This window comes from Rhodococcus sp. X156, assembly GCF_004006015.1.
In the GTDB taxonomy this organism is placed as follows: Bacteria; Actinomycetota; Actinomycetes; order Mycobacteriales; family Mycobacteriaceae; genus X156.
Window position 1 is genome coordinate 645,076 of sequence record NZ_CP034766.1, and the last position, 23,164, is coordinate 668,239.

19 protein-coding genes are annotated in these 23,164 nt (G+C 69.3%); 13 read left to right on the forward strand and 6 right to left on the reverse strand.

From position 1 onward, the window contains the following. Positions 1-77 precede the first annotated feature (77 nt). A complete protein-coding gene (locus tag ELX43_RS03080; protein ID WP_127782084.1) occupies positions 78-1,577 on the forward strand; it encodes an FAD-dependent oxidoreductase in 1,500 nt (499 codons plus the stop codon). Here the strand turns inward: ELX43_RS03080 and ELX43_RS03085 are convergent. From ELX43_RS03085 to malQ, 3 genes are read right to left on the reverse strand one after another with little or no spacing between them, the layout of a single operon-like run. Continuing rightward, positions 1,574-2,548: an asparaginase gene (locus tag ELX43_RS03085; RefSeq protein WP_127782085.1), complete on the reverse strand. Its 975-nt coding sequence runs from the start codon at positions 2,546-2,548 to the stop codon at positions 1,574-1,576. The two genes, ELX43_RS03080 and ELX43_RS03085, sit on opposite strands and share 4 nt — an antisense overlap. Then, entirely contained in the window at positions 2,545-3,306 is a 762-nt protein-coding gene (locus tag ELX43_RS03090; protein WP_127782086.1) for an SDR family oxidoreductase, read from the reverse strand. The genes ELX43_RS03085 and ELX43_RS03090 overlap by 4 nt, the downstream gene beginning before the upstream one ends. Then, positions 3,303-5,144: a 4-alpha-glucanotransferase gene (gene malQ, locus ELX43_RS03095; protein WP_127782087.1), complete on the reverse strand. Its 1,842-nt coding sequence runs from the start codon at positions 5,142-5,144 to the stop codon at positions 3,303-3,305. Before malQ ends, ELX43_RS03090 begins: the two co-directional genes overlap by 4 nt. A 181-nt stretch (positions 5,145-5,325) precedes the next feature. Here malQ and ELX43_RS03100 point away from each other — a divergent pair, with 181 nt between their 5' ends. From ELX43_RS03100 to ELX43_RS03110, 3 genes are all read left to right on the forward strand, one after another. Next, on the forward strand, positions 5,326-6,942 hold the full coding sequence (locus tag ELX43_RS03100) for an AMP-binding protein (RefSeq protein WP_127782088.1): 1,617 nt from the start codon (positions 5,326-5,328) through the stop codon (positions 6,940-6,942). Between the two features lie 79 nt (positions 6,943-7,021). After that, entirely contained in the window at positions 7,022-7,417 is a 396-nt protein-coding gene (locus ELX43_RS03105) for a PE domain-containing protein (RefSeq protein ID WP_127782089.1), read from the forward strand. Positions 7,418-7,452: 35 nt separating this feature from the next. Then, the gene (locus ELX43_RS03110; protein WP_277601714.1) at positions 7,453-7,995 is read left to right on the forward strand and encodes a DUF3558 family protein; all 543 of its coding nucleotides are present in this window, start codon (positions 7,453-7,455) and stop codon (positions 7,993-7,995) included. Between the two features lie 38 nt (positions 7,996-8,033). Here the strand turns inward: ELX43_RS03110 and ELX43_RS03115 are convergent, their stop codons facing one another. Next, complete coding sequence (locus ELX43_RS03115; protein ID WP_127782091.1) at positions 8,034-9,278, reverse strand: HNH endonuclease signature motif containing protein; 1,245 nt, start codon at positions 9,276-9,278, stop codon at positions 8,034-8,036. A gap of 403 nt (positions 9,279-9,681) precedes the next feature. On the opposite strand from ELX43_RS03115, the gene ELX43_RS17725 reads away from it, so the two are divergent. Together ELX43_RS17725 and ELX43_RS03125 are read left to right on the forward strand one after the other, a co-directional pair. Then, complete coding sequence (locus tag ELX43_RS17725; protein ID WP_206518091.1) at positions 9,682-11,361, forward strand: hypothetical protein; 1,680 nt, start codon at positions 9,682-9,684, stop codon at positions 11,359-11,361. Further along, complete coding sequence (locus ELX43_RS03125) at positions 11,354-12,130, forward strand: ESX secretion-associated protein EspG (protein ID WP_164860561.1); 777 nt, start codon at positions 11,354-11,356, stop codon at positions 12,128-12,130. The genes ELX43_RS17725 and ELX43_RS03125 overlap by 8 nt, the downstream gene beginning before the upstream one ends. Here the strand turns inward: ELX43_RS03125 and ELX43_RS03130 are convergent. After that, on the reverse strand, positions 12,121-13,203 hold the full coding sequence (locus tag ELX43_RS03130; protein WP_127782093.1) for an acyltransferase: 1,083 nt from the start codon (positions 13,201-13,203) through the stop codon (positions 12,121-12,123). The genes ELX43_RS03125 and ELX43_RS03130 overlap by 10 nt on opposite strands. A gap of 59 nt (positions 13,204-13,262) precedes the next feature. After that, positions 13,263-14,066 carry a DUF732 domain-containing protein gene (locus ELX43_RS03135; RefSeq protein WP_127782094.1) on the reverse strand — a complete coding sequence of 268 codons (804 nt, stop codon included), beginning with the start codon at positions 14,064-14,066 and terminating at the stop codon, positions 13,263-13,265. Positions 14,067-14,182: 116 nt separating this feature from the next. Here ELX43_RS03135 and ELX43_RS03140 point away from each other — a divergent pair, with 116 nt between their 5' ends. From ELX43_RS03140 to ELX43_RS18150, 7 genes are all read left to right on the forward strand, one after another. Next, positions 14,183-15,652 (forward strand): NAD-dependent succinate-semialdehyde dehydrogenase, encoded by a 1,470-nt coding sequence (locus ELX43_RS03140; protein WP_127782095.1) that lies wholly within the window; start codon positions 14,183-14,185, stop codon positions 15,650-15,652. Between the two features lie 822 nt (positions 15,653-16,474). Further along, positions 16,475-18,205, forward strand: coding sequence for a nucleoside-diphosphate sugar epimerase/dehydratase (locus ELX43_RS03145; RefSeq protein ID WP_206518092.1), 1,731 nt, complete (start codon positions 16,475-16,477; stop codon positions 18,203-18,205). Beyond that, complete coding sequence (locus ELX43_RS03150) at positions 18,205-19,344, forward strand: aminotransferase class I/II-fold pyridoxal phosphate-dependent enzyme (RefSeq protein ID WP_127782096.1); 1,140 nt, start codon at positions 18,205-18,207, stop codon at positions 19,342-19,344. Before ELX43_RS03145 ends, ELX43_RS03150 begins: the two co-directional genes overlap by 1 nt. 12 nt (positions 19,345-19,356) lie before the next feature. After that, entirely contained in the window at positions 19,357-19,965 is a 609-nt protein-coding gene (locus ELX43_RS03155; RefSeq protein WP_241249691.1) for a sugar transferase, read from the forward strand. Further along, entirely contained in the window at positions 19,962-21,323 is a 1,362-nt protein-coding gene (locus ELX43_RS03160; protein ID WP_127782098.1) for a glycosyltransferase family 4 protein, read from the forward strand. Before ELX43_RS03155 ends, ELX43_RS03160 begins: the two co-directional genes overlap by 4 nt. After that, complete coding sequence (locus ELX43_RS03165) at positions 21,311-22,276, forward strand: NAD-dependent epimerase/dehydratase family protein (RefSeq protein ID WP_127782099.1); 966 nt, start codon at positions 21,311-21,313, stop codon at positions 22,274-22,276. Before ELX43_RS03160 ends, ELX43_RS03165 begins: the two co-directional genes overlap by 13 nt. 258 nt (positions 22,277-22,534) lie before the next feature. Then, positions 22,535-22,870, forward strand: coding sequence for an acyltransferase (locus tag ELX43_RS18150; protein WP_164860562.1), 336 nt, complete (start codon positions 22,535-22,537; stop codon positions 22,868-22,870). The last annotated feature ends 294 nt before the right edge of the window (positions 22,871-23,164 follow it).

The following is a 23,164-nucleotide window of genomic DNA, read 5'->3' on the forward strand; positions in this document are numbered from 1 at the left end:
ACCGGCACCGATGTGCGACCAGGTCACGACGGTGATTACATGGGGGGCTCCCGCACCGGCTCCCAGGAGGACCCGCGTTGACCTCGCTCTGGCTCGACCGCCCCGGGCTGCCCCGGTACCCGCCGCTGACCGAGGGGCGACGCTACGACGTGGTGGTGGCCGGCGCCGGGCTCACCGGTCTGGTCACCGCGCTGTTGTTCGCTCGGGCCGGTCGGCGGGTCGCGGTGGTGGAGGCACGCACGGTGGGTGCGGTGACCACCGGCAACACCACCGCCAAGGTGAGCCTGCTGCAGGGCTCCCGGCTGAGCCAGCTGGCCAGCAAGCAGCCCACCGACTCCGTGCGCAGCTACGTGGAGGCCAACCGCGAGGGCCAGCAGTGGCTGCTCGACTACTGCGTCCAGCGCAAGGTTCCCGTGCAGCGCACGCCCGCCATCACCTACGGCACCACCCCACGGGGACGGCGGCAGGCCCGGGCAGAGCTGGCCATGGCCGTCAAGGTCGGCCTGGACGCGCGGTGGGACCGCGACCTCGACCTGCCCTACCCCACCCTCGGCGGGGTGCGCCTGGACGACCAGGCCCAGCTCGACCCGATGGACGTGCTGCTCGCCCTGGCCGCCGAGCTGCGGGAGCTGGGCGCGGACATCTTCGAGAACACTCGCGTCACCGAGGTGCACCCGAGCGAGGAGACCACAGTGGTCACCGAGCACGGTGACGTCCGCGCTGACCGGGTGGTGCTGGCCACCGGCATGCCGATCCTGGACCGCGCCGGCTACTTCGCGCGGCTGGAGCCGCTGCGCTCGTACTGCCTGGCGTTCACGGTGCCCGGCCCGATCCCCACCGGCATGTACCTCAGCGCCGACGCCACCACCCGCTCGCTGCGCACGGCGCCCACCTTCCGCGGCCGGCGAACCCGCACGCCCCGGCTCATCGTGGGCGGCAACGGCCACGTCGTCGGCCGGGTGACGTCGGAGCAGGCGATGGTGGACGACCTGCGCAGCTGGACCGAGGAGCACTTCCCCGGGGCGAGGCTGACGCACTGGTGGTCGGCGCAGGACTACGAGTCCATCGACGGGCTGCCCTACGTCGGCCCGCTCACCCCCGGCGACGAGCGCGTGCTCATCGCCACCGGCTTCGACAAGTGGGGCATGACCAACGCCGTGGCCGCGGCGCTGTCGCTGTCCAAGCGGGTGCTGGGCGAGCAGAGCACTCCGTGGGCCCGGGTGCTGGACAGCTGGCGGCTGCACGAGCTGGTGGGCTTCCCCAAGGGCGCCAGCCTCAACGCCAAGGTGGGGTGGAACCTGGCCGAGGGCTGGATCAAGCCGCTGCTGAGCCCCGGCTCCGTGGAGCAGCCGGCGGAGGGCCACGGCGAGGTGCGCCGCAACCTGCCCGCCCCGGTGGCGGTGTGCACGGTGGACGGCACCACGCACACTGTGTCGGCGATGTGCCCGCACCTGGGCGGCATCGTCTCCTGGAACGACGCCGAGCGGTCCTGGGACTGCCCGCTGCACGGCTCCCGCTTCGCCGCCGACGGCACGGTGCTGGAGGGGCCGAGCACCTCGGGGCTCACTCCTCGCTAGCTGGCGGCAAAAGCGGTGCGCACCTGCGTGTCGTCGGCGCCGGCGGCCAGCAGCGCGGCCAGCTGCACGCGGGCCTGGCTGGGGCGCAGCGTCCCGGTGAGGACCGCGCCGGCGGCCACCAGGTCGCGGCCCCCGCCCCCGCCGCCGTAGACCGCGCGCAGCGGACCGGCCGGCACGCGGCTGGACAGCAGCACGTGCACGCCCCGCTGGACGTGCCGGCGCACCGCCGCCACCACGGTGGGGTTGGCGTTGCCCAGCCCGGGTGCCTCCAGCACCAGCCCGCGGGCGCCGGCGGCGGCGCAGGCGTCCAGCGCGGTGGCGTCCGCACCGGGGTAGAGCGCCACCACGTCCACCCGCACGTCGGCGAGGTCGGTCAGCCCGGACAACGGGGCCGGGCGCTGGGGCGGTCGCTGCACCACCAGCTCGCCGAGCACCACGCGGCCCACCGCGCCCAGCTCGGGATCAGCGAAGGGAGCCGACGCCAGGGTGTGCATCTTGCGGGTGCCGCGCGCGGCGTGCACCGCCCCGTCGAACACCACCAGCACGCCCAGGCCGCGGGCGGCCGGGTCAGCGGCCACGGCGAGCGCGTCGCGCAGGTTGCCCGGCCCGTCGGTGTTCGGCTCGTCCGCGCCGCGCTGGGCGCCGGTGAGCACCACCGGGCGGGGATCGTCGTGCACCAGGTCGAGCAGGAAGGCGGTCTCCTCGGTGGTGTCGGTGCCGTGGGTGAGCACCACGCCGTCCACGCCCTCGGCCAGGGCGGCGGCCACCGCGCGGCGGATCACGTCCAGGTCGGCCAGGGTGAGGGCGGCGCTGTTCTTGCTGAGCACGTCGCGCACCTGCACCTGCACGCCGGCGGGCAGGTCCACCCCGTCGAGCAGCTCGGCCCCGGAGACCCCGGCCACCTTGGCGCCGGTGGCGTCGGCGCTGCTGGCGATGGTGCCACCGGTGGTGAGCACCGCGACTGTGGTCACGTCATCCTCGGCTGGCCGTTGGAGGCGCTGAGCCCGCCGTCCACCGGCAGGTTCACCCCGGTGACGAAGCCCGCGTCGGGGCTGGCCAGGAAGGCGATCACCGCGGCGACCTCCTCCGGCTGCGCACCCCGGCCCATCGGGATGCGGTCGGTGAAGCGGGCCATCACCTCGTCGTTGCCGACCATGCCCTGGGTCATCTCGGTGAAGGTGAACGACGGAGCCACCGCGTTCACCCGCACCCCGTCGGCGGCGTGGTCCATGGCCAGCGCGCGGGTCAGGTTGACCACCGCGCCCTTGGCCGCGTTGTAGGCGACGTTGTCCCAGTCCCCGCCCAGGCCGGACACCGAGGAGACGTTGACGATGCACCCGCCGCTGCTGATCAGGTGCGGCATGGCGGCCCGGCAGCCGTGGAAGACGCCGTCGACGTTGGTGCGCAGCACCCGGTTCCAGTCCTCGTCGCTGGTGTGCAGCACGTCGCCGGGGGCGCCGGTGCCGGCGTTGTTCACCAGCACGTCCAGCCCGCCGCAGGCGGACACCACGTCCGCCACCAGCTGCTCCACCGCGTCGCGGTCGGTGACGTCGACCTCGGCCACCCGCACGTCGCCGTCGGCCGCGGAGGCCACCTGCTCCAGCTTGTCCCGACGGCGGCCGGTGATGGTGACGATCGCGCCCTCGGCGGCGAAGCGCTGTGCCGTGGCCGCGCCGATGCCCGTGCCGCCGCCGGTGACCACGACGACCTTTCCGGCGAAGCGGCTCATGCGGCGCCACCGGGGCGCACGGCGCTGCCCAGCTCCTCGGCCAGCGCCTCCGCCGAGGCGGTCTCGCCCAGGTCGTCCACCAGCACCGGCAGCGGGATGCACCAGTTGTCGCGGGTGGTGGTGCCCGGCACGTTGGGCCGGCGCACGGCGAGCACCGCGTCGTCGATGGTGGCGCACAGCAGCGCCGAGGGGGCCTGCGCCAGCTTCTCGTGGGCCTGCAGCACCGCCTGCTCACCGGTCATCTCCGGGCGCACGCCGAGCTTGGCCAGCATCCCGGCGCGGGCGGCGGCCAGCTCTTCGTCACTGCCCAGCACCAGTGCCTGCTGCTCGGCCATGTCGGTGCCGTCCACCAACCCGCACACGGTGGGCAGGTCGTGGGTGGTCACGGCGGACATCGCCTCGACCGGCCAGGTGGCGGGGGCGTCCTCCTCGAAGTACAGCAACCGGTAGCTGAGGATCCCGAAGTCGGCCATCGCCTCGCGGACGCCGTCCTCCACCACGCCGAGGTCCTCGCCGACCACCAGCGCCTGCGCCCGGTGGCTCTCCAGGGCGACGATGTTGAGCATGTCCTGCCACGGGTAGCGCACGTAGGCGCCCTCGGTGGGGCCCTTGCCCGGCGGCACCCACCACAGCCGGAACAGTCCCATCACGTGGTCCACCCGCAGCCCGCCCGCCCCGGCGAGGGTGGCGCGCACGCCCTGGATGAACGGCTCGTAGTCGGCCAGCCGCAGTCGCCACGGCACGAACGGCGGTGAGCCCCAGTCCTGGCCGAGGCCGTTGAACTCGTCCGGGGGAGCACCCACGGTCACGCCGTCGGCCATCACGCCCTGCCAGGCCCAGGCGTCGGCGCCGCCGCCGGAGACCCCGACGGGCAGGTCCTGCAGCACGGTCATCCCGTCGCAGGCGCGTTCCAGCTGCAGCTGCAGGTTCCACTGCAGCCACGCGTGGAAGGCCACCTCGTCGGGCTGGGCGGCGACGGCGGCGGCCACCGCGGGCCCGGCCGGGTCGTGCAGCTCCTCGGGCCAGTCGTGGAAGTCGTCGCCGTGCTGCTGGGCCAGCAGGCACCAGGTGGCCCACTCCTGCAGGGGGGCGCCCTGCTCGGCCCGCCACTGGGCGAACTCCTGGGGCTGGGCGGCGTCGAAGATGCGCCGCAGCACCGCCCGCTGCAGCGTCCACGCCGCGTCGCGGTCCAGGGTGTCCAGCGCGGCCAGCTCGGCGGCCGCGGCGTGGTCGGCGGGAGTGAGCACGTCGTCGGCGCCGGGCACCTCGGGGATGCGCAGGTACAGCGGGTTGCGGAAGCGGCGGGTGGCCGGCAGGTAGGGGCTGTCCTCCTGGGGCAGCGTGGGGGCCACGCCGTGCAGCGGGTTCACCAGCAGGAAGCCGGCGCCGCGCTGCTGGGCCCACTCGCGCACCGTGCGCAGGCTGGCCAGGTCACCGGTGCCCCAGCTGCCGCGCGCGCGGGCGGCGTAGACCTGCACGGCCATGCCCCACTCGCGCAGCGGCTCCGGGCGGAAGCAGCGGCCGGGGGAGACGATCAGCCGGCGCTCGGGTCCCTCGGCCGGGACCAGCCGGTGGTAACCCAGCGGGAGCTCACCCGCGGGGCCGCCCACGTCCAGGGTGGTGCCGTCCTCGCACACCAGCTGGCCGCTGGGCAGGGTCACGGCGTCGCCGGTGGCCAGCACCAGGGGGGCGCGCTGGTCCAGGTCGGCTGGGGGCGTGCCGATCACCGTGCGCAGCGCCTGCAGGGTCTGCTCGCTGGGGTGCTGTTCCTGGTCGAAGTCGTCCAGCCAGGTCAGGGAGATGCCCCACTCGTCGGTGCTCACCTCGGGGGAGCTCATGCCGTCACCGCCCGAACCTGGCGGCGGACAACGAGACCGGGGTTCAGCCAGGGTGCGCTCATGGGGCTGATTGTTCTCTGTCTGTGTTCAGCCTGCTCAGTGCGGTGCGGAAGAAAAGTGACACTGGTTACACTCCGCCTTGGCCTCGATGAGACGTGCCCCACTCACCAGATTGGCAGCCATGACCAAGCCGCAGCTCGACGTGCACCGTTCCGCGCAGTACTACGACTTCGCCGGCAAGGACGTGCCGTGGCTGGCCAAGCTGTGGGCGGAGCAGACGCCGGACAAGGTGTTCCTGGTGTGGGAGCCCCGCGACGGCCGCACTCGCACGTGGACCTACCAGCAGTTTTGGCAGGAGATCAACCAGGTGGCGTGCGGGCTGATCGCCCGTGGGGTGACCAAGGGCGACAAGGTCCTCATCCACTCCGACAACTGCCCGGAGATGATGATCGCCTGGTACGCCTCGGCCATCGTGGGGTCGGTGGCGGTCACCACCAACACCCGCTGCATCGGCGAGGAGCTGACGTACTTCGCCGAGCACTCCGAGGCGGTGGGGTGCATCACTCAGCCCAAGTTCGTGGAGCAGCTGGCCAAGAACGCCACCAACCTCGGGTGGTTCGTGGTCGCCGAGGACAACTCCGGCGAGGCCGCCACCGAGGAGCAGCTCGGCCACGGCCAGCCCACCTGGGACAGCCTCTACACCGAGGGCGACGAGCCGCCGGCGCGGCCCGCGGAGCCGATGCTGCCGGTGGGGATCCAGTACACGTCCGGGACCACGTCACGGCCCAAGGCCGTGGTGCACACCCACGCCAACGCGCTGTGGGGTGGACGCAGCGGATCGCAGAACGTGCTGATGACCAGCGACGACACCTACCTGGTGTTCCTGCCGTGCTTCCACGTCAACGCCCAGAGCTGGTCGTTCTGGTCGATGATGTGGGTGGGCGGCACGGTGGTGCTGCAGCCGAAGTTCTCCTCCAGCACGTTCTGGGACCTCTCGCTCAAGCACCAGGTGACGCGGGCGTCGATGATCCCGTTCTGCATCAAGGCCATCTCGTCGCAGGCGGTGCCCGAGCACTCCTACAAGACGTGGGCCACCGGGGTGAAGCTGCACGACATCGAGAACCACTGGAAGGTCACGACGTTCGCCACGTGGGGGATGACCGAGACGGTCACGCACGCCACCCGCGGCGACGTCATCCAGGACTCCCCGGAGATGAACATCGGGATCCCCTCGCCGGGCTACGAGTTCGCCATCGTGGACCCGGAGACCGGTGAGCTGTGCCCGCCCGGGGTGAACGGTGACCTGTGGGTGCGGGGGACGCGCGGGGTGCAGATCTTCCTGGAGTACTTCAAGAACCCGGAGGCGATGGCCTCCTCCTTCGCCGACGACGGCTGGTTCCGCAGCGGCGACGTGGCCCGGATCGGCGACGACGGCTACTTCTACTTCGGCGACCGGGACAAGGACATCCTCAAGGTCGGTGGGGAGAATGTCTCGGCCAGCCAGGTGGAGGGCTTCGTGCTGGGGCTGTTCGCCCGTGGGGTGCTGGAGGCGCAGGCCGTGGTGGCGCAGAAGCACGAGATGCTCGGCGAGGTGCCGGTGCTGTTCGCGGTGCGCAGCGGGCACACCACGCTCACCGAGGAGGAGATCCGCACGACGGTGCTGCAGGGGTGCGAGGAAGGCTTGGCGGACTTCAAGCGTCCGCGGGAGGTCTACTTCCTGGATGAGCTGCCCCGAGCGACGCTGGACAAGGTGGCCAAGAACAAGCTGCGTGACCTGGCCAACGAGATGCAGCCCTGAGCTAGTCGTGTGGCGCCAGGAACCGTGGGGGGTGTCGGTGCGTCGGACGGTGTGACCTGACGGGGGAGGGGTGTGTCCGATGTTGCCTGAGGATGATCGCGCGCTGGCGGAGTCGAGTGCCGCAGTGGAGCGGAGCAAGACGGAGTGGACGGCGCTGAAGGCGTCGGCGGGGCGGGGTGAGCTGCGCTTTGAGCCGGAGGCGGCGGAGCGGTGTGCGAAGGCGTGTGAGGACGCGATCGCGAAGATTGAGGGGCACTTAGCCCGCGCTCGCCGGCTTACAGCCGTGGAGGGCTTTGGCACCCCGAATGCGGGGGTCGCATTGGCTGCAAAGTTCAGTGCCAAAGGTGCTGAGGCAGTATCGGTGCTCAAAGCTCATCTGGACGTGCTTGCTGATATGCGCGACGCGTACCGGGCAGCTGGCCGTGCGTATGTCGCAACTGAGTCCGCGAACACAACCACGTTCGGCGCCGAGTGACGAGCGCAAGGGGCAAGGCCGCTCTGAGCTTGGGCGTGTGCGGGATTGCCCTAGCAGTAACTGCTTGCGGCTCAAACACGTCGACAGTGGCTTCTCAGAACGAAAGCCAAGTCTCAGACGCTCCGTTGGAGGCATCCACTGCCAAGCAGCCACGGGCGGCCGAAATCAAGACCTGCGAAGATCTGTCATCTGGAGACATCGCAGCAATGGGGCTGGATCCCGCAACGAAGAAGCCTGCGGACCTCGAAGGGCAGGTCAAGCAGTTCGGATGTCGCTGGTCCGGCGAGCACATCATCGTGGACGTGCTAACGACTACCGCAACGGTCGCCATGTACGACAGCAGGACGGACCTCAACATCGTCGGCCATCCAGTTGTGTTCGGGTTACCCTCGATTGCCTTTCAAGTTCCTAACGATCCAGGAGCGTGTTTCCTGCTGTCTGACCTCGAGGGCCGCAAGGGATTGATGGTGCTTGCGGGTATCAAGTTTGAGCACGAGGCAGCCGTCGGCGTGGATTCGTGCACGCTGGCGACACGCCTCATGGAAAGGGCGGCACCGATACTCCTTGCGCCACGGTGATGGCCTGCGGCGGCGAGCGTCCGGCAGAAGCAGGGCTGCTATTCCAGGCTCAGTAGTTGAGGCTGATGTCGTCGTTGGTGTGCGGGCCGCGGCGTGCCGTCGGGGTCGATCCAGGCCGGTGGGGTGAACCAGGGTTGGCGGTCGTCACCGATGGTGACGGCCCAGCCGTGGTGGTGGACAACGCGGTGGTGGTGCCCGCACAGCAGGACAAGGTTGCTTAGTGCGGTGTCGCCGTTGTCCGCCCAGTGCACGATGTGGTGGGCGTGGCACCAGCCTGGTGGTCGGCCGCAGCCGGGGAAGGCGCAGCCGCGGTCCCGGGCGATGAGGGCCCTGCGCAGGCCACCGGACACGACGTAGGTGGTGCGTCCGACGTCGAGCGGTACGCCGTTCTCGTCCAGGGTCATGGGGGTGATCTCGGCGTCACAGGCCAACCGTCGGGCGGCGGCGATGGACAAGGGGCCGAGGAAGGTGAGCTCTGCGGCCGGGCCATGGCCGGCGGCGAGGGCGTCGGCGCGCACGTGCAGGGTGAGGTGCGGGCGGGCGTAGCCCTCCCCGGGCACGCAGGCGTGGTCCGCGGCCCGGCCGAGCAGGTCGACGAAGGCGTCCCCGAGGCGTTTGGCCGGTGACCGGGTGTCGCGCTCGCCGTCGTCGGCGGGGCGCGGCTTGGCTAGCGGTGAGAGCACGGAGTGGGCGAGCTCGGCGGCTTCGGTGTCCAGCCAGCCGGTCACCTTGTGCAGCCCGTCGCCGCAGTCACTGATCCGCAGCTCCCGTCGTGCGACGGCGTGTTCCTCGGTGAGCTCAGCATCGTCGGGGGAGATGCGGGCGAGCAGCTCGCGACCGCGGCGATTCAGGGCCTGCGGGTCCTCGGCCAACGCCGCTTCCAATAGGTAGGTGCGGCAGGCATCGACACCGTCATCGGGTAGGTCGTCGGGCAGCTGCTGCAGCACCCGGACGATCACCTCGGCGTGCTCGCTCAGCAGGGCGCCGGAGTCCAGCGCAGCGGCCACATCGGGCAGCCGATCCAGGGCCAGGCCCAACTGCACCATTCTCGATGCCGCACCCGGGGACACGTGGCTCACGTCGGTCAGCCACCGCGCGGTGTTCGCGGCGCCCAGCTCGATTGCTGCTCCCCGCCGATCGATCTCGGTGATGGTTCGTAGCTGCAGGCCCTGAATGGCAGAGACCGTGGTTCCTAGCTCGCGGGCGAATGCGCGGAGCTCGTCCGTGCCCAGCCGCCACAGCTCGACCCCAGCGGGCTCGGCGAGTGCGACGGCGATCTCCATGTATCGAACACTAGTTCGAACCGCCGACAGTTTTGAGAAGTCAGGTGACCTCGCGCAAATCTGTGCACAAACCCGTACCTGCTGGTCAGGCTGTCCACAGGCTTTGCCAAAGCCAGCCGGCGGCGGATCTCATCGAACTAGGGTTGCACCCGCTGAGAGCGCTTCGTACCCACAGTCGTCGGAACCGTGGGCGACGTCGGCGCGTCCTACGGCAGGCGACTATCAGGAGGTCCGGCGTGTACAGCAGTCGACCGGACGGTGGTAGCGCTACTGCTCGAGAACACGTAGCACCGCAAGAATCTGGGGGGATTCAATGACCACACCGCCCGTGCCAGGGCTGCCCGCTTCATCCGGGGCAGGAGGGTCCGGCGAGATTCCGCTGCCGGGTATCTCGCTGACGCCCGTGACCCCAGTACCAGGCGGCCTCTCCCCGCTCGGGCTCGTCCAGGTGCTCACGCAGGCCGCCGGCCTGGGCGACGAGTACGGCTTCTACGCCACCCAGCACGGGGTGATCCAGGACCAGCAGGATGCGCTGGCGCACAAGGTCGGCGACGAGTTCGACCCGCTGGCGATCACCAACCCGGACAACTTCGACTCGTGGTCGCACCCGGACATGGCCACCGCGGCCGCGCAGCTGCAACCGGGCACCATGCACTCCACGGCCAACGCCTGGGGCGACATGGGCAAGGCGGTCAGTGCGGACATGGAGACGCTGGGACAGTCGATCAGCTCTGCGATCAACGGCTCGTGGTCCGGACCCGGCGCCGACCAGGCCACGGTGGCCTCCAGCGCCTACACCTCCCGGGGCGGGCAGCTCGGCGCAGCGATGATGCTGACCAGCACCAAGATCCACGAGGCTGCCGTGGCCGCCTCGGAGACCCAGGCGGCCATGCCCCCTCCGGTGGCCTACGACGAGCAGCGCACGGTGGCAGCGGCGAGCGTGAACCCGATGGCGGCCGTCGCCGACCTCGCCCAGCAGATGAAGGAGCAGGAGGACGCGCGGCAGCAAGCGGTGCAGGTGATGAACAGCCGGTATTTGCCTGTCTACCAGCAGTCCGACGCAGGCGTGCCCGTGCTGCCCCCGCCCACGTCTCCCACCGGACCCGACGCGACCGGATCCCCCGGCGGCGGCGGCTCTGCGCTCTCGGCCATTCCGGGGACGGGTGGGCTTGGCGCGGGCGCCGCGCCGGGCACCGCAGGCTCGGCGGGGTCGGCTGCTTCCGGTGCCGCAGGCCCGGGCTCAGCCGGGTACGGCGGTGGTGCGGGTGTCGGTCAAGCAGGTCTGGTCAGCACCGGAGGCAACGGCGGCTACTCGACCGAGTGGGCCGGCCAGAGCCAGGGGCAGGGCGCGGGTCAGGGTGCAGGCGGCGGCAGCTTCGGCCCGGGCAGCAACCCCAACGTGAGTGCCGCGAGCGCGGGTGCAGAGCTGCCCGGCTCCAGCCAAGGCGTGGGCGGGGCTGGTGCCGGTGGCTTCGGCACGGGTGACTCCAGTGAACGCACCCGCACCGGCGGCATCGGTTCCAGCGGCGTGGGCGGTACAGCGACAGGGACAGGTGTAGGAGTCCCCGGTGCATTCGCCGGCCCCGGCGGAGCAGGCCGTGCTGGCGGCCACTCTGGCGTCGGAGCAGGCAAGGCCGGCGGGGGCGGGGGCGCCGGCATGGGCAAGCTCGGCGGCGCCAGCGGCATCGGCGGTAGCGGCGTTGGCACGAGCGGCGTCGGAGCCAAGGGGGCCGGGGGATTCGGCGCCGGCAAGCTGGGCGGCGGTGGCAGCGGTAGCGGCATCGGGCCCGGAGGCGGCTCGGGCTCCGGTGCAGGCAGCGCGATGGGTCGCGGCGGCGCCAGCGGGATCGGGGCCAACGGCGCCACCGAGGCGATGGCCGCTCGAGGTGGCGCGGGCAGCGGGGGCGGTGCGGCCGGCCGGGGCATGGGCATGGGCGGGATGGGCGCCATGGGTGCCGGACGCGGCCAGGGCGGAGGGGACGACCTCGAGCACAACACCCCGTCGTACCTGATCACCGAGGACCATGGCTCGGAGATCGTCGGCTACCTGCCGCCTGTCGCTCCACCCGTCATCGGTGAGTAGCCCCACCAGCTGGCGGCTCACCCCGCACGAGCTGCTGACGCTGTGGCCCGTCACCGGGGTGGCCCGCTTCCCGTTCCCGCTGCAGGTCCGCGACACCACGCCCACCCTCAACGAGCGCGACCTGGCGATGCGGCACGCCACCGCCCGCCTGCAGCACGGCGGCCTGATCCGCGACGGCCGCGTGGACGCCGACCTCGAGGCGGCGCTGCGCATCCTGGCCGCGGCCCGGCTGTGGTGCACCGCCTTCGGCTTCCACGGCACCCGCACCGACGGCCCCAGCGACCTGGTGCGCATCCGCGCCGCGCACGCCGGCCGTGCCGGGGTGCTGGCGGTGCAGCTGCCCGGGCCGCAGGACGACGTCGGCGGCGACGTGCTGCTGCGCACCGTGCCCAACGCGGCGCTGGCGGAGTCGGTGGTCGGGGCACTGCCGCCGGCACCCCCGGGGCGGGAGCGCCCGGCCACCACGGCGACCGGGCCGCACGGCGCAGAAACCGCCGTGCGCAGCGCCGAGCAGCGTGAGGACCGGCGCTTCCGCGAGCTGGTGGCGGGGCCGTTCACCAGCGCCGGCCAGCTCAGCGTCACCGCACTGGCCGGCGACGGGCACGAGCACACCCGCAACACGCTGCGCTGGTTCGACCGCGAGGACGACGGCCGCTACCTGGCCGACCACACCGCCCCGGCCACCGTGCGCCCGGCCGACGCGGTCACCCTCACCGCCGCGCTGCAGTCCCAGCTCACCCGGTGCGCGGCGGTGCTCAGCTACCGCTGAACGGGCTTCGGCGCCCGGGGCCGCTCGCCCAGCAGCACCAGCAGCAGCCACGCCCACCGCCGTTCCAGCACGCGCTGGAACAGGATCGGGCCACCCACGCCCACCAGCAGCCCCAGCCCGAACACCACCACGTGGTTGTCCACCCCGGCGAGGTAGAGCACCGTGTCCGACACCGACAGCCCGAACACGTGCAGCAGGTACACCGCGAAGGAGAACCCGCCGATCCAGGCCAGCAGCCGGGAGCTGAGGTACTGGCGCGCGGAGTACACCAGCACCACCCCCAGGGCGCCGACGATGACGCTCAGCGTCCGGCGGGTGAGCTCCGACGGCGACCAGACGTCCTCCAGCAGCAGCCACTTGGCGCCGTAGGCGGCCACGAACATCGCGCTCACCACCGCTGCGTCCCAGCCGCGCGCGTCCAGGCGGCCATGGCGCTGCATCCCGTAGCCGAGCAGGAAGAACGGCAGCAGCCGCAGCGCACCGTTGATGCTGAACACGTCCGCCTCGGGCGGCAGGTTGACCACCACGAACGTCACCATGGCCGCGAGCGTGGCCAGCTGCCAGCGCCGCACCGAGGCGAGCAGCCCGAACAGGTCCAGCACCGCCACCACCAGGAACACCAGGAAGATCGCCTGCAGGAACCACAGGTGCTTGAAGCCGTAGGCGAACACCCGCCAGTAGTCGTCCAGCGCCGGTGTCCAGTTGGTCCAGGGCACCAGGAACAGCAGCGCGAACAGCACCGTCCCCACGCTCAGCAGGGGCAGCAGCAGCCGCCGGCTCTTGCCGCGCACCATCCGCCGGTAGTCCTGCACCGTGTGCACCGGGCGCAGCGCGTAGACCAGGCCGGAGAGGAGGGTGAACAGCGGCATTCGGATGTCTTCCAGGCCCACGGTGAAGTAGTGCCACAGCGAGCCGGCGTCCACCTGCATGCCCTGCTCGGCGTGGCCGCCGACGATGTGCCCGGAGACCATGAGGACCACCGCGAGCCCGCGCAGCGACTGGATGGCGAGATCCTTGCGTGCGCGGTCGAGGGCGTGGCGGGTGTCCGCCGCACTGCCGCTCGAGTCGATCACGGCAAGTCAGGTTACCGCCCGGTACCCGACGTCGGCCCGGTCACCGCAGCGCGGAGCGGTCAGCCCCCCACGAGGTTCTTGTGCTGCGGGCAGATCGCCAGCACTGAGGCGGTGATCACCGTGCGCGCGTCGTCGGCGTTGTAGTCGAAGGAGCCGGAGATGCCGTTGGCGATGGTCTCGTAGTCGGTGCCGGCGGAGAGCTGGCCGCACACCTGGTGACCCAGCGCCTGCGTCACCTGCTCGGCCACCCCGCCACCGATGCCCACGGCCAGCGGGACGGTGAAGTCGGCCAGCTGGGACAGGAACGCCTGGTTCACCGTGGCGCTGGCGGCGCTGGCGGCCGCGGTGTCGTAGGTGGCCAGCACCAGCTCGCCCTTGGTGCAGCGGGTCACGGCCACGCCGGCAGCGGCCGAGGCGCACTGCCAGCCCTGCACGGTGCGGGTGCCGCCACCCTGGGCGGTGTAGGCGTCGAGCACCCCGGCGGCGTCCGCGCAGCCGACGGCGCTGGTGCCGTTGCCCGAGCGGGTGAGCACCTGCAGGCCCTGCACCGGCGGGCAGGCCTGGTCCTTGACGGCCACCGGGGTAGTGGCGGTGGGGGCGACCAGCGGCGGCGTGGTGGGGCGGGCGGCCGTCGGCGACGGGGTGGCCACGGGTGGCTGCGTGCGCGAGGCCGTGGTGGTGGGGGCTGCGGTGCTGGTGGGCGCGGCGAGGGTGGTGGTGGTGGTGGGCTCGGCCGTGGTGGTGCTGGGCAGGGCGGTGCTGGACTGCGCGTCGGGGGCGGCGGAGCCGTCACCGCAGGCGGCCAGCAGCAACGCCGCAGGCACAACCATCGTGCGTGCCAACGCCATTCCGAGCTTGCCCATGTGTGGTCCCTTCGCTGCCTACCGAGAGTCATGAGGATGCCATCCGCCGCGCGGCGGCCCTACCCCCGTCCGTGATAGGCAGGAACGAGCACACCTCAGCGACGCAAGGAGCCCCCGTGTCCGGTCTCAGTCAGCGCGAACAGCAGCTCATCGACTCGCTGCCCACCAAGCTGTGGATCGGCGGTGCGCAGGTGGACGCGCAGGGCGGCGCCACCTTCGCGGTGGACGACCCCTCCACCGGGGAGACGCTGACCGAGGTTGCCGACGCGAGCCCGGAGGACGCCGTCATGGCGCTGGACGCCGCCTGCGCCGTGCAGCAGGAGTGGGCGGCCACGCCGTCGCGGGAGCGCGGGGAGATCCTGCGCAGGGCGTGGGAGCTGGTGGTGGCCCGCACCGACGACCTCTCCCTGCTGATGACGCTGGAGATGGGCAAGGCGCTGTCGGAGAGCAAGGCGGAGCTGACCTACGGCTCGGAGTTCCTGCGCTGGTACGCCGAGGAGGCGGTGCGGGTGAACGGCCGCTACACCCACTCCCCGGCCGGCACGGGCCGCATCCTGGTGACCAAGCAGCCGGTGGGGCCGTGCCTGGCCATCACCCCGTGGAACTTCCCGCTGGCCATGGGCACCCGCAAGATCGGCCCGGCCTTTGCCGCCGGCTGCACCATGATCGTCAAGCCGGCCAGCGCCACCCCGCTGACCATGCTGCTGCTGGGGGAGATCCTGGCCGAGGCGGGTGTGCCGCGGGGGGTGTTCTCGGTGCTGCCCAGCTCACGCTCCAGCGAGGTCACCGCGCCGCTGCTCACCGACCCGCGGCTGCGCAAGCTCACCTTCACCGGCTCCACCGGGGTGGGGCGCACGCTGATCGAGAAGTCCTCCAAGCACCTGCTGCGCACGTCCATGGAGCTGGGCGGCAACGCGCCCTTCGTGGTGTTCGACGACGCCGACGTGGACGCGGCGGTGGAGGGCGCGATGCTGGCGAAGATCCGCAACGGCGGCGAGGCGTGCACCGCGGCCAACCGGTTCCACGTGGCCAACGCGGTGCGCGAGGAGTTCACCACCAAGCTGGTGGCCAAGATGCAGGCACTGAAGGTGGGCCGCGGCACCGAGGACGACACCGACGTGGGTCCGCTGATCAACCAGGACCAGGTGGACACCGTCACCGAGCTGGTGCAGGACGCGGTGGACAAGGGCGCCAAGGTCCTGTGTGGAGGATCAGCGCCGGAGGGCAAGGGCACGTACTACACCCCGACGGTGCTGGGCGACGTGCCCGCTGATGCGCGCATCCTGGCTGAGGAGGTGTTCGGCCCGGTGGCGCCGATCACCGGCTTCGACACCGAGGAGGAGGGCATCGCGCTGGCCAACAACACCGAGTACGGCCTGTGCGCCTACATCTACACCCAGGGCCTGGACCGGGGGCTGCGGGTGGCCGAGGCGCTGGAGAGCGGCATCGTGGGCATCAACCGCGGCGTGGTGTCGGACGTGGCCGGCCCGTTCGGCGGCATCAAGGAGTCGGGCTTTGGCCGCGAGGGCGGCAGCGAGGGCATCCACGAGTACCTGGAGACCAAGTACGTCGCGCTGACCAGCTGAGCAGGGTCCAGGTGCCGAGGAGGGTGCCGTCCACCGTGGACGGCACCCTCGGTCGGCCGGCGAGACGGTGACGCCGAGCGACTTCTCCCTCGCCTAGGTGACGTGATCCCTGTCACGTCAAGAAGATCATCACTGAGATGCCGAGAGTGCAGTCGGTGGGCAAGGCTTTGATCCTGGCGCGCATCGTCAAAAGTTGCAGGACGCGGGTCCACCTGGGACGACTCGCCGAGAGGTGAACAATTCACGGCGGCTTCACCTCGGAGTTGTGTCCACAAAGGTATTTGATCGCCGCAACGGATTCAGGCGGGTGAGCACATCTGCCCCCGTTTCGGTGAATTCGTCCCGGTCGGAGGGGGATTGATCCCAGACGCCGTACGGTCTACCGTCGTTACTGACGGTCACGTTGGTTTACGTTCAGTTTCAACGTTTCGTGCGTGCAGGTGACTTCAGAAAGAAGTTGAGTCTCATGAGGAGCGACGCGATTCCTGAGTGGTCAAGTGCCCCAGTAGAGTTGCCTACTCGGGGGAGCGATCAGGGGGAACTGCGCTCGCCGGCCGACCGCCTGACGGCGCTGCTCGGCCCGCACTCGGAGGGGAACGCCGCACACATGAAGACCGGTTCGACGCCCAGCGCCACTGCGCACCTGCTCGGCGCACCATCGTCCCACCGCGGGCAGCAGTGACCGCTACCAGAGAGCGCACCCCGGTGGTGAATCCGCTCGAGACCATGCTGGCTGGCGCGCAACGCGACCGACTGGTCCGGTGGACCTGGGCCTGCGCGGACGCGCTCCTCTGGGGTGCGGCGATCTTTGTGGCGTGCCTCTTGCGGTTCGACTTCGTCTTCACCGACATCCCGGTGGGCGGTGCTGCCTGGTTCGCCCTTGTCGCGGTGATCGGGCAGCTGGTCATTGGTGGCCTGATCGGCCCGTACGCGGTGGGGCACCAGCGGGGCTCGTTCGAGGAGATCGTGGACGTCGCGCGGACCGTTGCCGGGGTCGCTCTTGGACTGTTCGTGTGGGCCATGACCGTCAACCCCGTGATGATTCCCCGCAGCATCCCCATCAGCGCCGGCGCCCTCGCGCTGATGGCAATGTTCGCCCTGCGCTTCGCGGTGCGGACCCTCAGCACCAGCCGCTACGCCGCCCAGGAGCGGGAGCGCCGGGTGATCCTCTTCGGTGCTGGGGAAGCGGGCCGCCGGCTGCTGCGGAGCATGCTGCGCGACGGCGACAACTCCTTCATCCCGGTAGCCATGCTGGACGACGACAAGAGCAAGGCGCGCCTGCGCATCGAGGGCATCCGGGTGCGCGGCACCCGCGACGACCTCGCAGCAGTGGCGGCCAAGTACGAGGCGACCGACCTGGCCATCGCGCTGCCCAACTCCGACGCTGCGCTGATCCGCGACGTCACGGCCCGGGCCGAGGCGCTGGGGCTGCGCACCATGGTGCTGCCGCCGCTGCGCAAGATCATGGACGGCCAGCCCACGGCCCACGACCTGCGCGACGTCAACCTGGGAGACTTGTTGGGGCGCAGGCCGATCGAGCTGGACCAGGAGGCGATCGCCGAGCAGATCAGTGGGCGGACGGTGCTGGTGACCGGGGCGGGTGGCTCCATCGGTTCGGAGCTGTGCCGGCAGATCGCCAAGTTCGGCCCCGCCAAGCTGCTGCTGCTCGACCGGGACGAGTCGGCGCTGCACGCCACGCAGCTGAGCCTCGCCGGCCACGGGCTGCTGGACGACGACAGCGTGCTGCTGGTGGACATCCGCGACCCCCAGGCGCTGCGCGCGGTGTTCCAGAGCCAGCGGCCGGAGGTGGTGTTTCACGCCGCGGCGCTCAAGCACCTGCCGCTGCTGGAGCGGTACCCCCTGGAGGCGTGGAAGTCCAACGTCATCGGCACCCTCAACGTGCTGCAGGCCGCCGATGACGCGGGAGTGGGCACCTTCGTCAACATCTCCACCGACAAGGCGGCCAACCCCAGCTGCGTCCTCGGCTACAGCAAGCGGGTGGCGGAGCGGCTGACGGCCGACTTCGCCCGGCGCAGCAAGGGCCGCTTTGTCAGCGTGCGCTTTGGCAACGTGCTCGGCTCGCGTGGCTCCGTGGTGCCGGCCTTCACCGCGCAGATCGAGCGCGGGGGCCCGGTGACGGTGACCCACCCCGACGTCAGGCGCTTCTTCATGCTCATCCCGGAGGCCTGCCAGCTGGTGCTGGAAGCGGCGGCCCTGGGTTCCGACGGAGAGGTGATGGTGTTGGAGATGGGTGAGCAGGTGAAGATCGTGGACGTCGCGCACACGTTGATCCGCATGTCTGGGCGCACCGACGTGGAGGTCAACTTCACCGGGCTGCGGCCGGGGGAGAAGCTGGCCGAGGAGCTGTTCTACCCGGGCGAGACCCGGGAGCCGACGGCGCACCCGCTGGTCTCCAGCGTGTCGGTGCCGCTGATCGACGCCGACTGGGTGCGCGAGGTGGTGCAGACCAGCCACGACGATGCGGCGGAGTGGATGCGCGAACGCGCCTCCCGCAGCGCGGACTCCACCGACACAGTGTCGGCGGGCCACTGATGTCGCGCATCTTCCTGTCCAAGGCGGACGTCACCGAGGTCGAGGAGCAGTACGTGCTCGACGCGGTGCGCTCTGGCTGGGTGGCACCCCTGGGCCCACACGTCGACGCCTTCGAGGCGGAGATCGCGGAGCGGGTGGGGGTTGCTGGGGCGCTGGCGCTCGCCTCCGGCACGGCGGCGCTACACCTGGCCCTGCTGGAGCTGGGCGCCAAGCCGGGAACCGCCGTGGTGGTGTCGAGCATGACGTTCGCGGCGTCGGCCAACGCCATCGCCTACACCGGCGCATCGCCGGTGTTCGTGGATGCCCAGGCGAGCGACGGCAACGTCGACCCGCAGCTGCTGATCGATGCGGTGGACACCCTGCAGGCTGAGGGCACCACGGTGGCGGCGGTGATGACCGTCGACCTGTTCGGGCGCTGCGCCGACTACGACGAGATCGTGGAGGCGCTCGACGCACGGGGCGTTGCGCTGCTGGAGGACGCCGCAGAGGCACTGGGAGCGGTCTACGGCGAGCGCCAGGCGGGGTCGTTCGGACGGGCGGCGGCACTGTCGTTCAACGGCAACAAGATCATGACCACCTCCGGCGGCGGCATGCTGCTGAGCAACGACCTAGAGCTGCTCGACCGCTGCCGGTACCTCTCGACGCAGGCGCGGCAGCCCGTGCCGTACTACCAGCACACCGAGATCGGCTACAACTACCGCCTCTCCAACGTGCTGGCGGCGCTGGGCCGGGCGCAGCTGACGCGCCTGGACGGCATGATCGCTCGCCGCCGCGCCATCCGGCAGCGGTACGTGGACGGGCTGGCGGACATTGCCGGTGTGCGCTTTCTGGGACGTGACGACCAGCGGGGGGATGCGCAGGACAACTGCTGGCTGACCACCGTGGTGCTCGACCCCGAGGTGGTGGACGTGACCGCGGACTCGGTGATCGAGAAGCTGGGCGCCGAGGACATCGAGGCGCGTCACCTGTGGAAGCCGATGCACCTGCAGCCCGTCTTCGCCGACGCGCGCGCGTTCGTCAACGGCACCTCCGAGCGCCTCTTCAACCACGGGGTGACGCTGCCGAGCGGATCAGTGCTGACCGACGACGACGTGGCGCGGGTGCTTGCCGCGGCGCGCTCGGCCCTCGGGCGGGCCTGACCTGTGCGTCCAGTGAGCGCCAAGCGCGCCTTCGACCTTGCCGTGACGGTGCCGGCCTTCGTGCTGTCACTTCCGGCGCAGGCCGCAGTGGCCGCCGTGATCGCCGTGAAGCTGGGCCGGCCGGTGCTCTTCACACAGACCCGTCCCGGCCTGCACGGCCGGCCGTTCACCATGGTCAAGTTCCGCACGATGCTGCCGGTGGACCCTGCTCGTGGCTGGACCGACGATGCATCGCGGATGACACCCCTGGGCCGGCTGCTCCGGGCCACCAGCGTGGACGAGCTGCCCACGCTGTGGAACATCGTGCGCGGCGACATGTCGCTCGTCGGGCCACGCCCGCTGCTCATGCAGTACCTGGACCGCTACAGCCCGGAGCAGGCCCGTCGGCACGACGTCCGTCCCGGGTTGACGGGCTTGGCTCAGGTCTCGGGCCGCAATGCGCTGAGCTGGGAAGAGAAGTTCCGACTCGACGTCAAGTATATCGCCACCCAATCGTTAGCCCTAGACCTCAAGATTCTGTGGCGCACCGTGCGATCTGTACTCCGTCGTGACGGAATCAGCGCAGACGGTGAAGTCACAATGCCTGAATTTCTTGGGATCCTCGGGGGAGGGCGATCGTGACCCTTTTGCACACAATACGACGATACAAGACGAGGGTAGAAGCGGACCACGCCGGTCGCGCAGAGTGGCGGAACCGCCTCAGCATTAACCTGAATGGCGATGGCCGCGAAACAGACGCCGATGGCTCTCGCGGAACAGATAAGCGAAACGGGAGTCAGGGGACGACGACGGCAGCGCTCGGTCACGGACGGCGAATAGTTCTGGCAGTCACAGCGGCACAGTCGCTCAAACTGATGACCGGATTCCCCGAACACCTCGCGGGGCGTGGATGGGAAGTTCACGTGGTCGCCAATGACTGCCCAGCATCCCTGTACAGCGAAAACATCATATTTCATCAGGTCAGGATGAGTAGAGAGCCAGCGCCACTGCGCGACGCCCGAGCTCTATTTGCATGGACAAGACTGCTATATTCGTTAAAGCCAGACCTAGTCGTCTCGGGAACACCCAAAGCTGGCCTACTGGGTATGCTCGCGGCATACGTCACCCGTGTACCGGTGCGAATCTACCTGCTTAGAGGTTTGCGGTCGGCGACGGAAACCGGCGGGAAACGCAGGGTCTTGAATCTGCTCGAACGGCTTACGGCATACACATCTACAACGGTACTGGCAGTGAGCGAAAGCTTACGGGCCGAGTTTCTGCGTGAGGGACTCAGCCAACAGGATAAGGTCATCGTCCTGGGTTCGGGTTCGTCAAATGGAGTAGAAATCGCGCCCCTCGTAACCTTCCATGTCGCAGAAACATCGACAGACTTACGCGCCATGGTGGGTCTAGACCCCAACGTTCCAACTATCGGATTCGTCGGCCGCCTAGCTGCGGACAAGGGCCTACCAACCCTCCTTCGAGCGATACAGCAACTAGATGAGCAGAAGCTATTCCCGCAGATCTTGCTAGTCGGGCCAGACGAGCCGGAGGGATCCCTGCAGACTTTTCTGAAGGAAGCCGGTGTGCGCCCAAACCGAGTGAAGTGGCTCGGTGCCGTCGCAGACGTTCGCCCTTACTACCCACTGATGGACGTTCTATGCCTACCGACGCTGCGAGAGGGATTCCCGAACGTAGTGCTTGAAGCGGGTGTCAACGCCGTCCCAACTGTTGCGTCACGGGTCACAGGATGCGTCGACGCCGTGATTGATGGTGAGACGGGACGTCTATTCATCCCAGGTGCCAGCGGCGACCTAGCTCAAACCCTGGCCGAACTGCTGCGTGATCCAGAGCTTCGACACCGGTTGGGCGACGGAGCGCGCCAACGAGCCGTGAAACTGTTCGACCGACGACTTGTATGGGAACTGACGGAAGCCTACTTCGGTCAGCAGATGGATACTGGGAAACTTAGGAGAGTGCAACTTCAATGCGAGTCTTAGTTACAGGCGGTGCCGGGTTCATTGGCGGGAACCTCTGCCGCCGTCTGCTAGCAGATCCTGCTATCGACGAGGTCGCGGTCATTGACGATTTGTCAAACGGCCACCTCCAAGCGCTCGACGGGCTGGAAGTGACCTTTGAGCACGCGAGCATCCTCGACGACCGAGCCATGGCGAGAGCGGCACACGGTTGCAGTGCCATCGTCCACCTCGCCGCGCTCGGCTCCGTGCCGAGGAGTATCGCCAATCCAATGTCAACCCACGATGCCAATGCTACCGGAACTTTGAAAGTCCTCGAGGCCGCGCGTGCGAACGGAAATGCCCACGTCGTCCTGGCTTCATCATCCTCCGTCTACGGCGCCAACAGCGCGATCCCGAAAACCGAAGACCTTCAGTGTCTCCCAGTGAGCCCGTACGCCGTGTCGAAGCTTGCGTCGGAGCAGTACGCAATGGCATACGCCCGTTGCTACGACCTTCCCGTTCTTCCGCTTCGCTTCTTCAACGTCTTCGGACCAGGACAGATTCCCGGACACGTCTACGCGGCAGTGGTTCCCGTGTTCCTCGAGGCTGCGTTGACCGGGCTTCCCCTGCCGGTGAACGGAGACGGGGAGCAAAGTCGGGACTTTACCTATGTCGGCACAGTGGTTGATACGATCGCGCAGGCCGTTGTGTCCAGGACGACCGGCTCCCCCATGAACCTCGCATTCGGCACACGCACCACACTCAATGAACTTATTCGTATGCTGGGTGCAGCGCTCGGTGCGGAGCTCGGGATTGAATACCGACCCCCTAGGCCGGGCGATGTCCGCCACTCCCAGGCGGCAAATGACAAGTTGCGCGAGGCCTTTCCGTCAGTAGAGCCAGTGTCTCTGAGCGAAGGGCTTGAGTCCACCATCGCCTGGATGCGCCAGCATCTAGGCAATCGCCTTGCAACTACGGCGGGTAGCGTCTCGTGAGGGTGAAATAGCGTGCGTGGTAGGGAACTATTTGACCGGCTTGAGCCACTACTGCTCGCTCTGGTGGGAGGCTTACGGCTTCTGCCCCGCCCATTTCGTCGGTGGCTTCTTGTCGCGGCCCGGCGACTCAGGGGAAAGGCTGGTATTGGTCTTCGCTACTGCCTCCTCTCGTCGCTCGGAGTGGCGCCACAGGCGAACGTTTCGGTCCACGAGGACGTCTACCTTCTGCATGTGGAAGGGCTCCGAATTGGGCGAAACGTGAGCATTCATCCCCTGTGCTACATCGATGCGGCTGGCGGTATAAGCCTCGGCGACAACATCTCGGTCGCACACGGGACCACCGTAATGTCTACGAGCCATGTGTTTGACGAGTTAAACACTCCGATCAACGACCAGGGTGTGTCTACCGCGAGCACCTACATCGGTGATGATTGCTGGATCGGCGCACAATGTGTCATTGTCGCCGGGGTGAAAATTGGTCCGGGAAGCGTTGTCGGCGCAAACTCGGTCGTGACCCGCGATGTACCGAGCGGCTCAGTCGTCGCGGGCTCGCCAGCCAGTATCGTCAGAAAAAGGGGCGGCCCCAATGACTAGCGAGCGCGAGGGTCCAGAATCGTCCGCACCCCTGACAATCGCAATCGTGACGCCTACATATAACCGATTGCCACTTCTGAAGCGACTTTATGAGAGTCTCAGTCTTCAGTGTGACTCCGCGTTCGTCTGGGTCGTTGTCGACGACTGCAGTACGGACGGTACGCAGCAATGGCTGGCAGAGGTAACCGCAGTATCCAGGTTCGAGATTGCGGTGCTTCGGAACGATCAGAACAAGGGAAAGTGCGCCTCGCTGAACGTGGCCTTTGATAGCATTAACGCGGAGTTCTACCTCAT

Bases quoted from the DNA above. Each gene is read 5' to 3' on its own strand.
- ELX43_RS03090 (WP_127782086.1), bottom strand. From the start codon at position 3,306: ATGAGCCGCTTCGCCGGAAAGGTCGTCGTGGTCACCGGCGGCGGCACG.
- malQ (WP_127782087.1), bottom strand. From the start codon at position 5,144: ATGAGCTCCCCCGAGGTGAGCACCGACGAGTGGGGCATCTCCCTGACC.
- ELX43_RS03165 (WP_127782099.1), top strand. From the start codon at position 21,311: ATGCGAGTCTTAGTTACAGGCGGTGCCGGGTTCATTGGCGGGAACCTC.
- ELX43_RS03105 (WP_127782089.1), top strand. From the start codon at position 7,022: ATGTTGCCTGAGGATGATCGCGCGCTGGCGGAGTCGAGTGCCGCAGTG.
- ELX43_RS03135 (WP_127782094.1), bottom strand. From the start codon at position 14,066: ATGGGCAAGCTCGGAATGGCGTTGGCACGCACGATGGTTGTGCCTGCG.
- ELX43_RS03100 (WP_127782088.1), top strand. From the start codon at position 5,326: ATGACCAAGCCGCAGCTCGACGTGCACCGTTCCGCGCAGTACTACGAC.
- ELX43_RS03150 (WP_127782096.1), top strand. From the start codon at position 18,205: ATGTCGCGCATCTTCCTGTCCAAGGCGGACGTCACCGAGGTCGAGGAG.
- ELX43_RS03115 (WP_127782091.1), bottom strand. From the start codon at position 9,278: ATGGAGATCGCCGTCGCACTCGCCGAGCCCGCTGGGGTCGAGCTGTGG.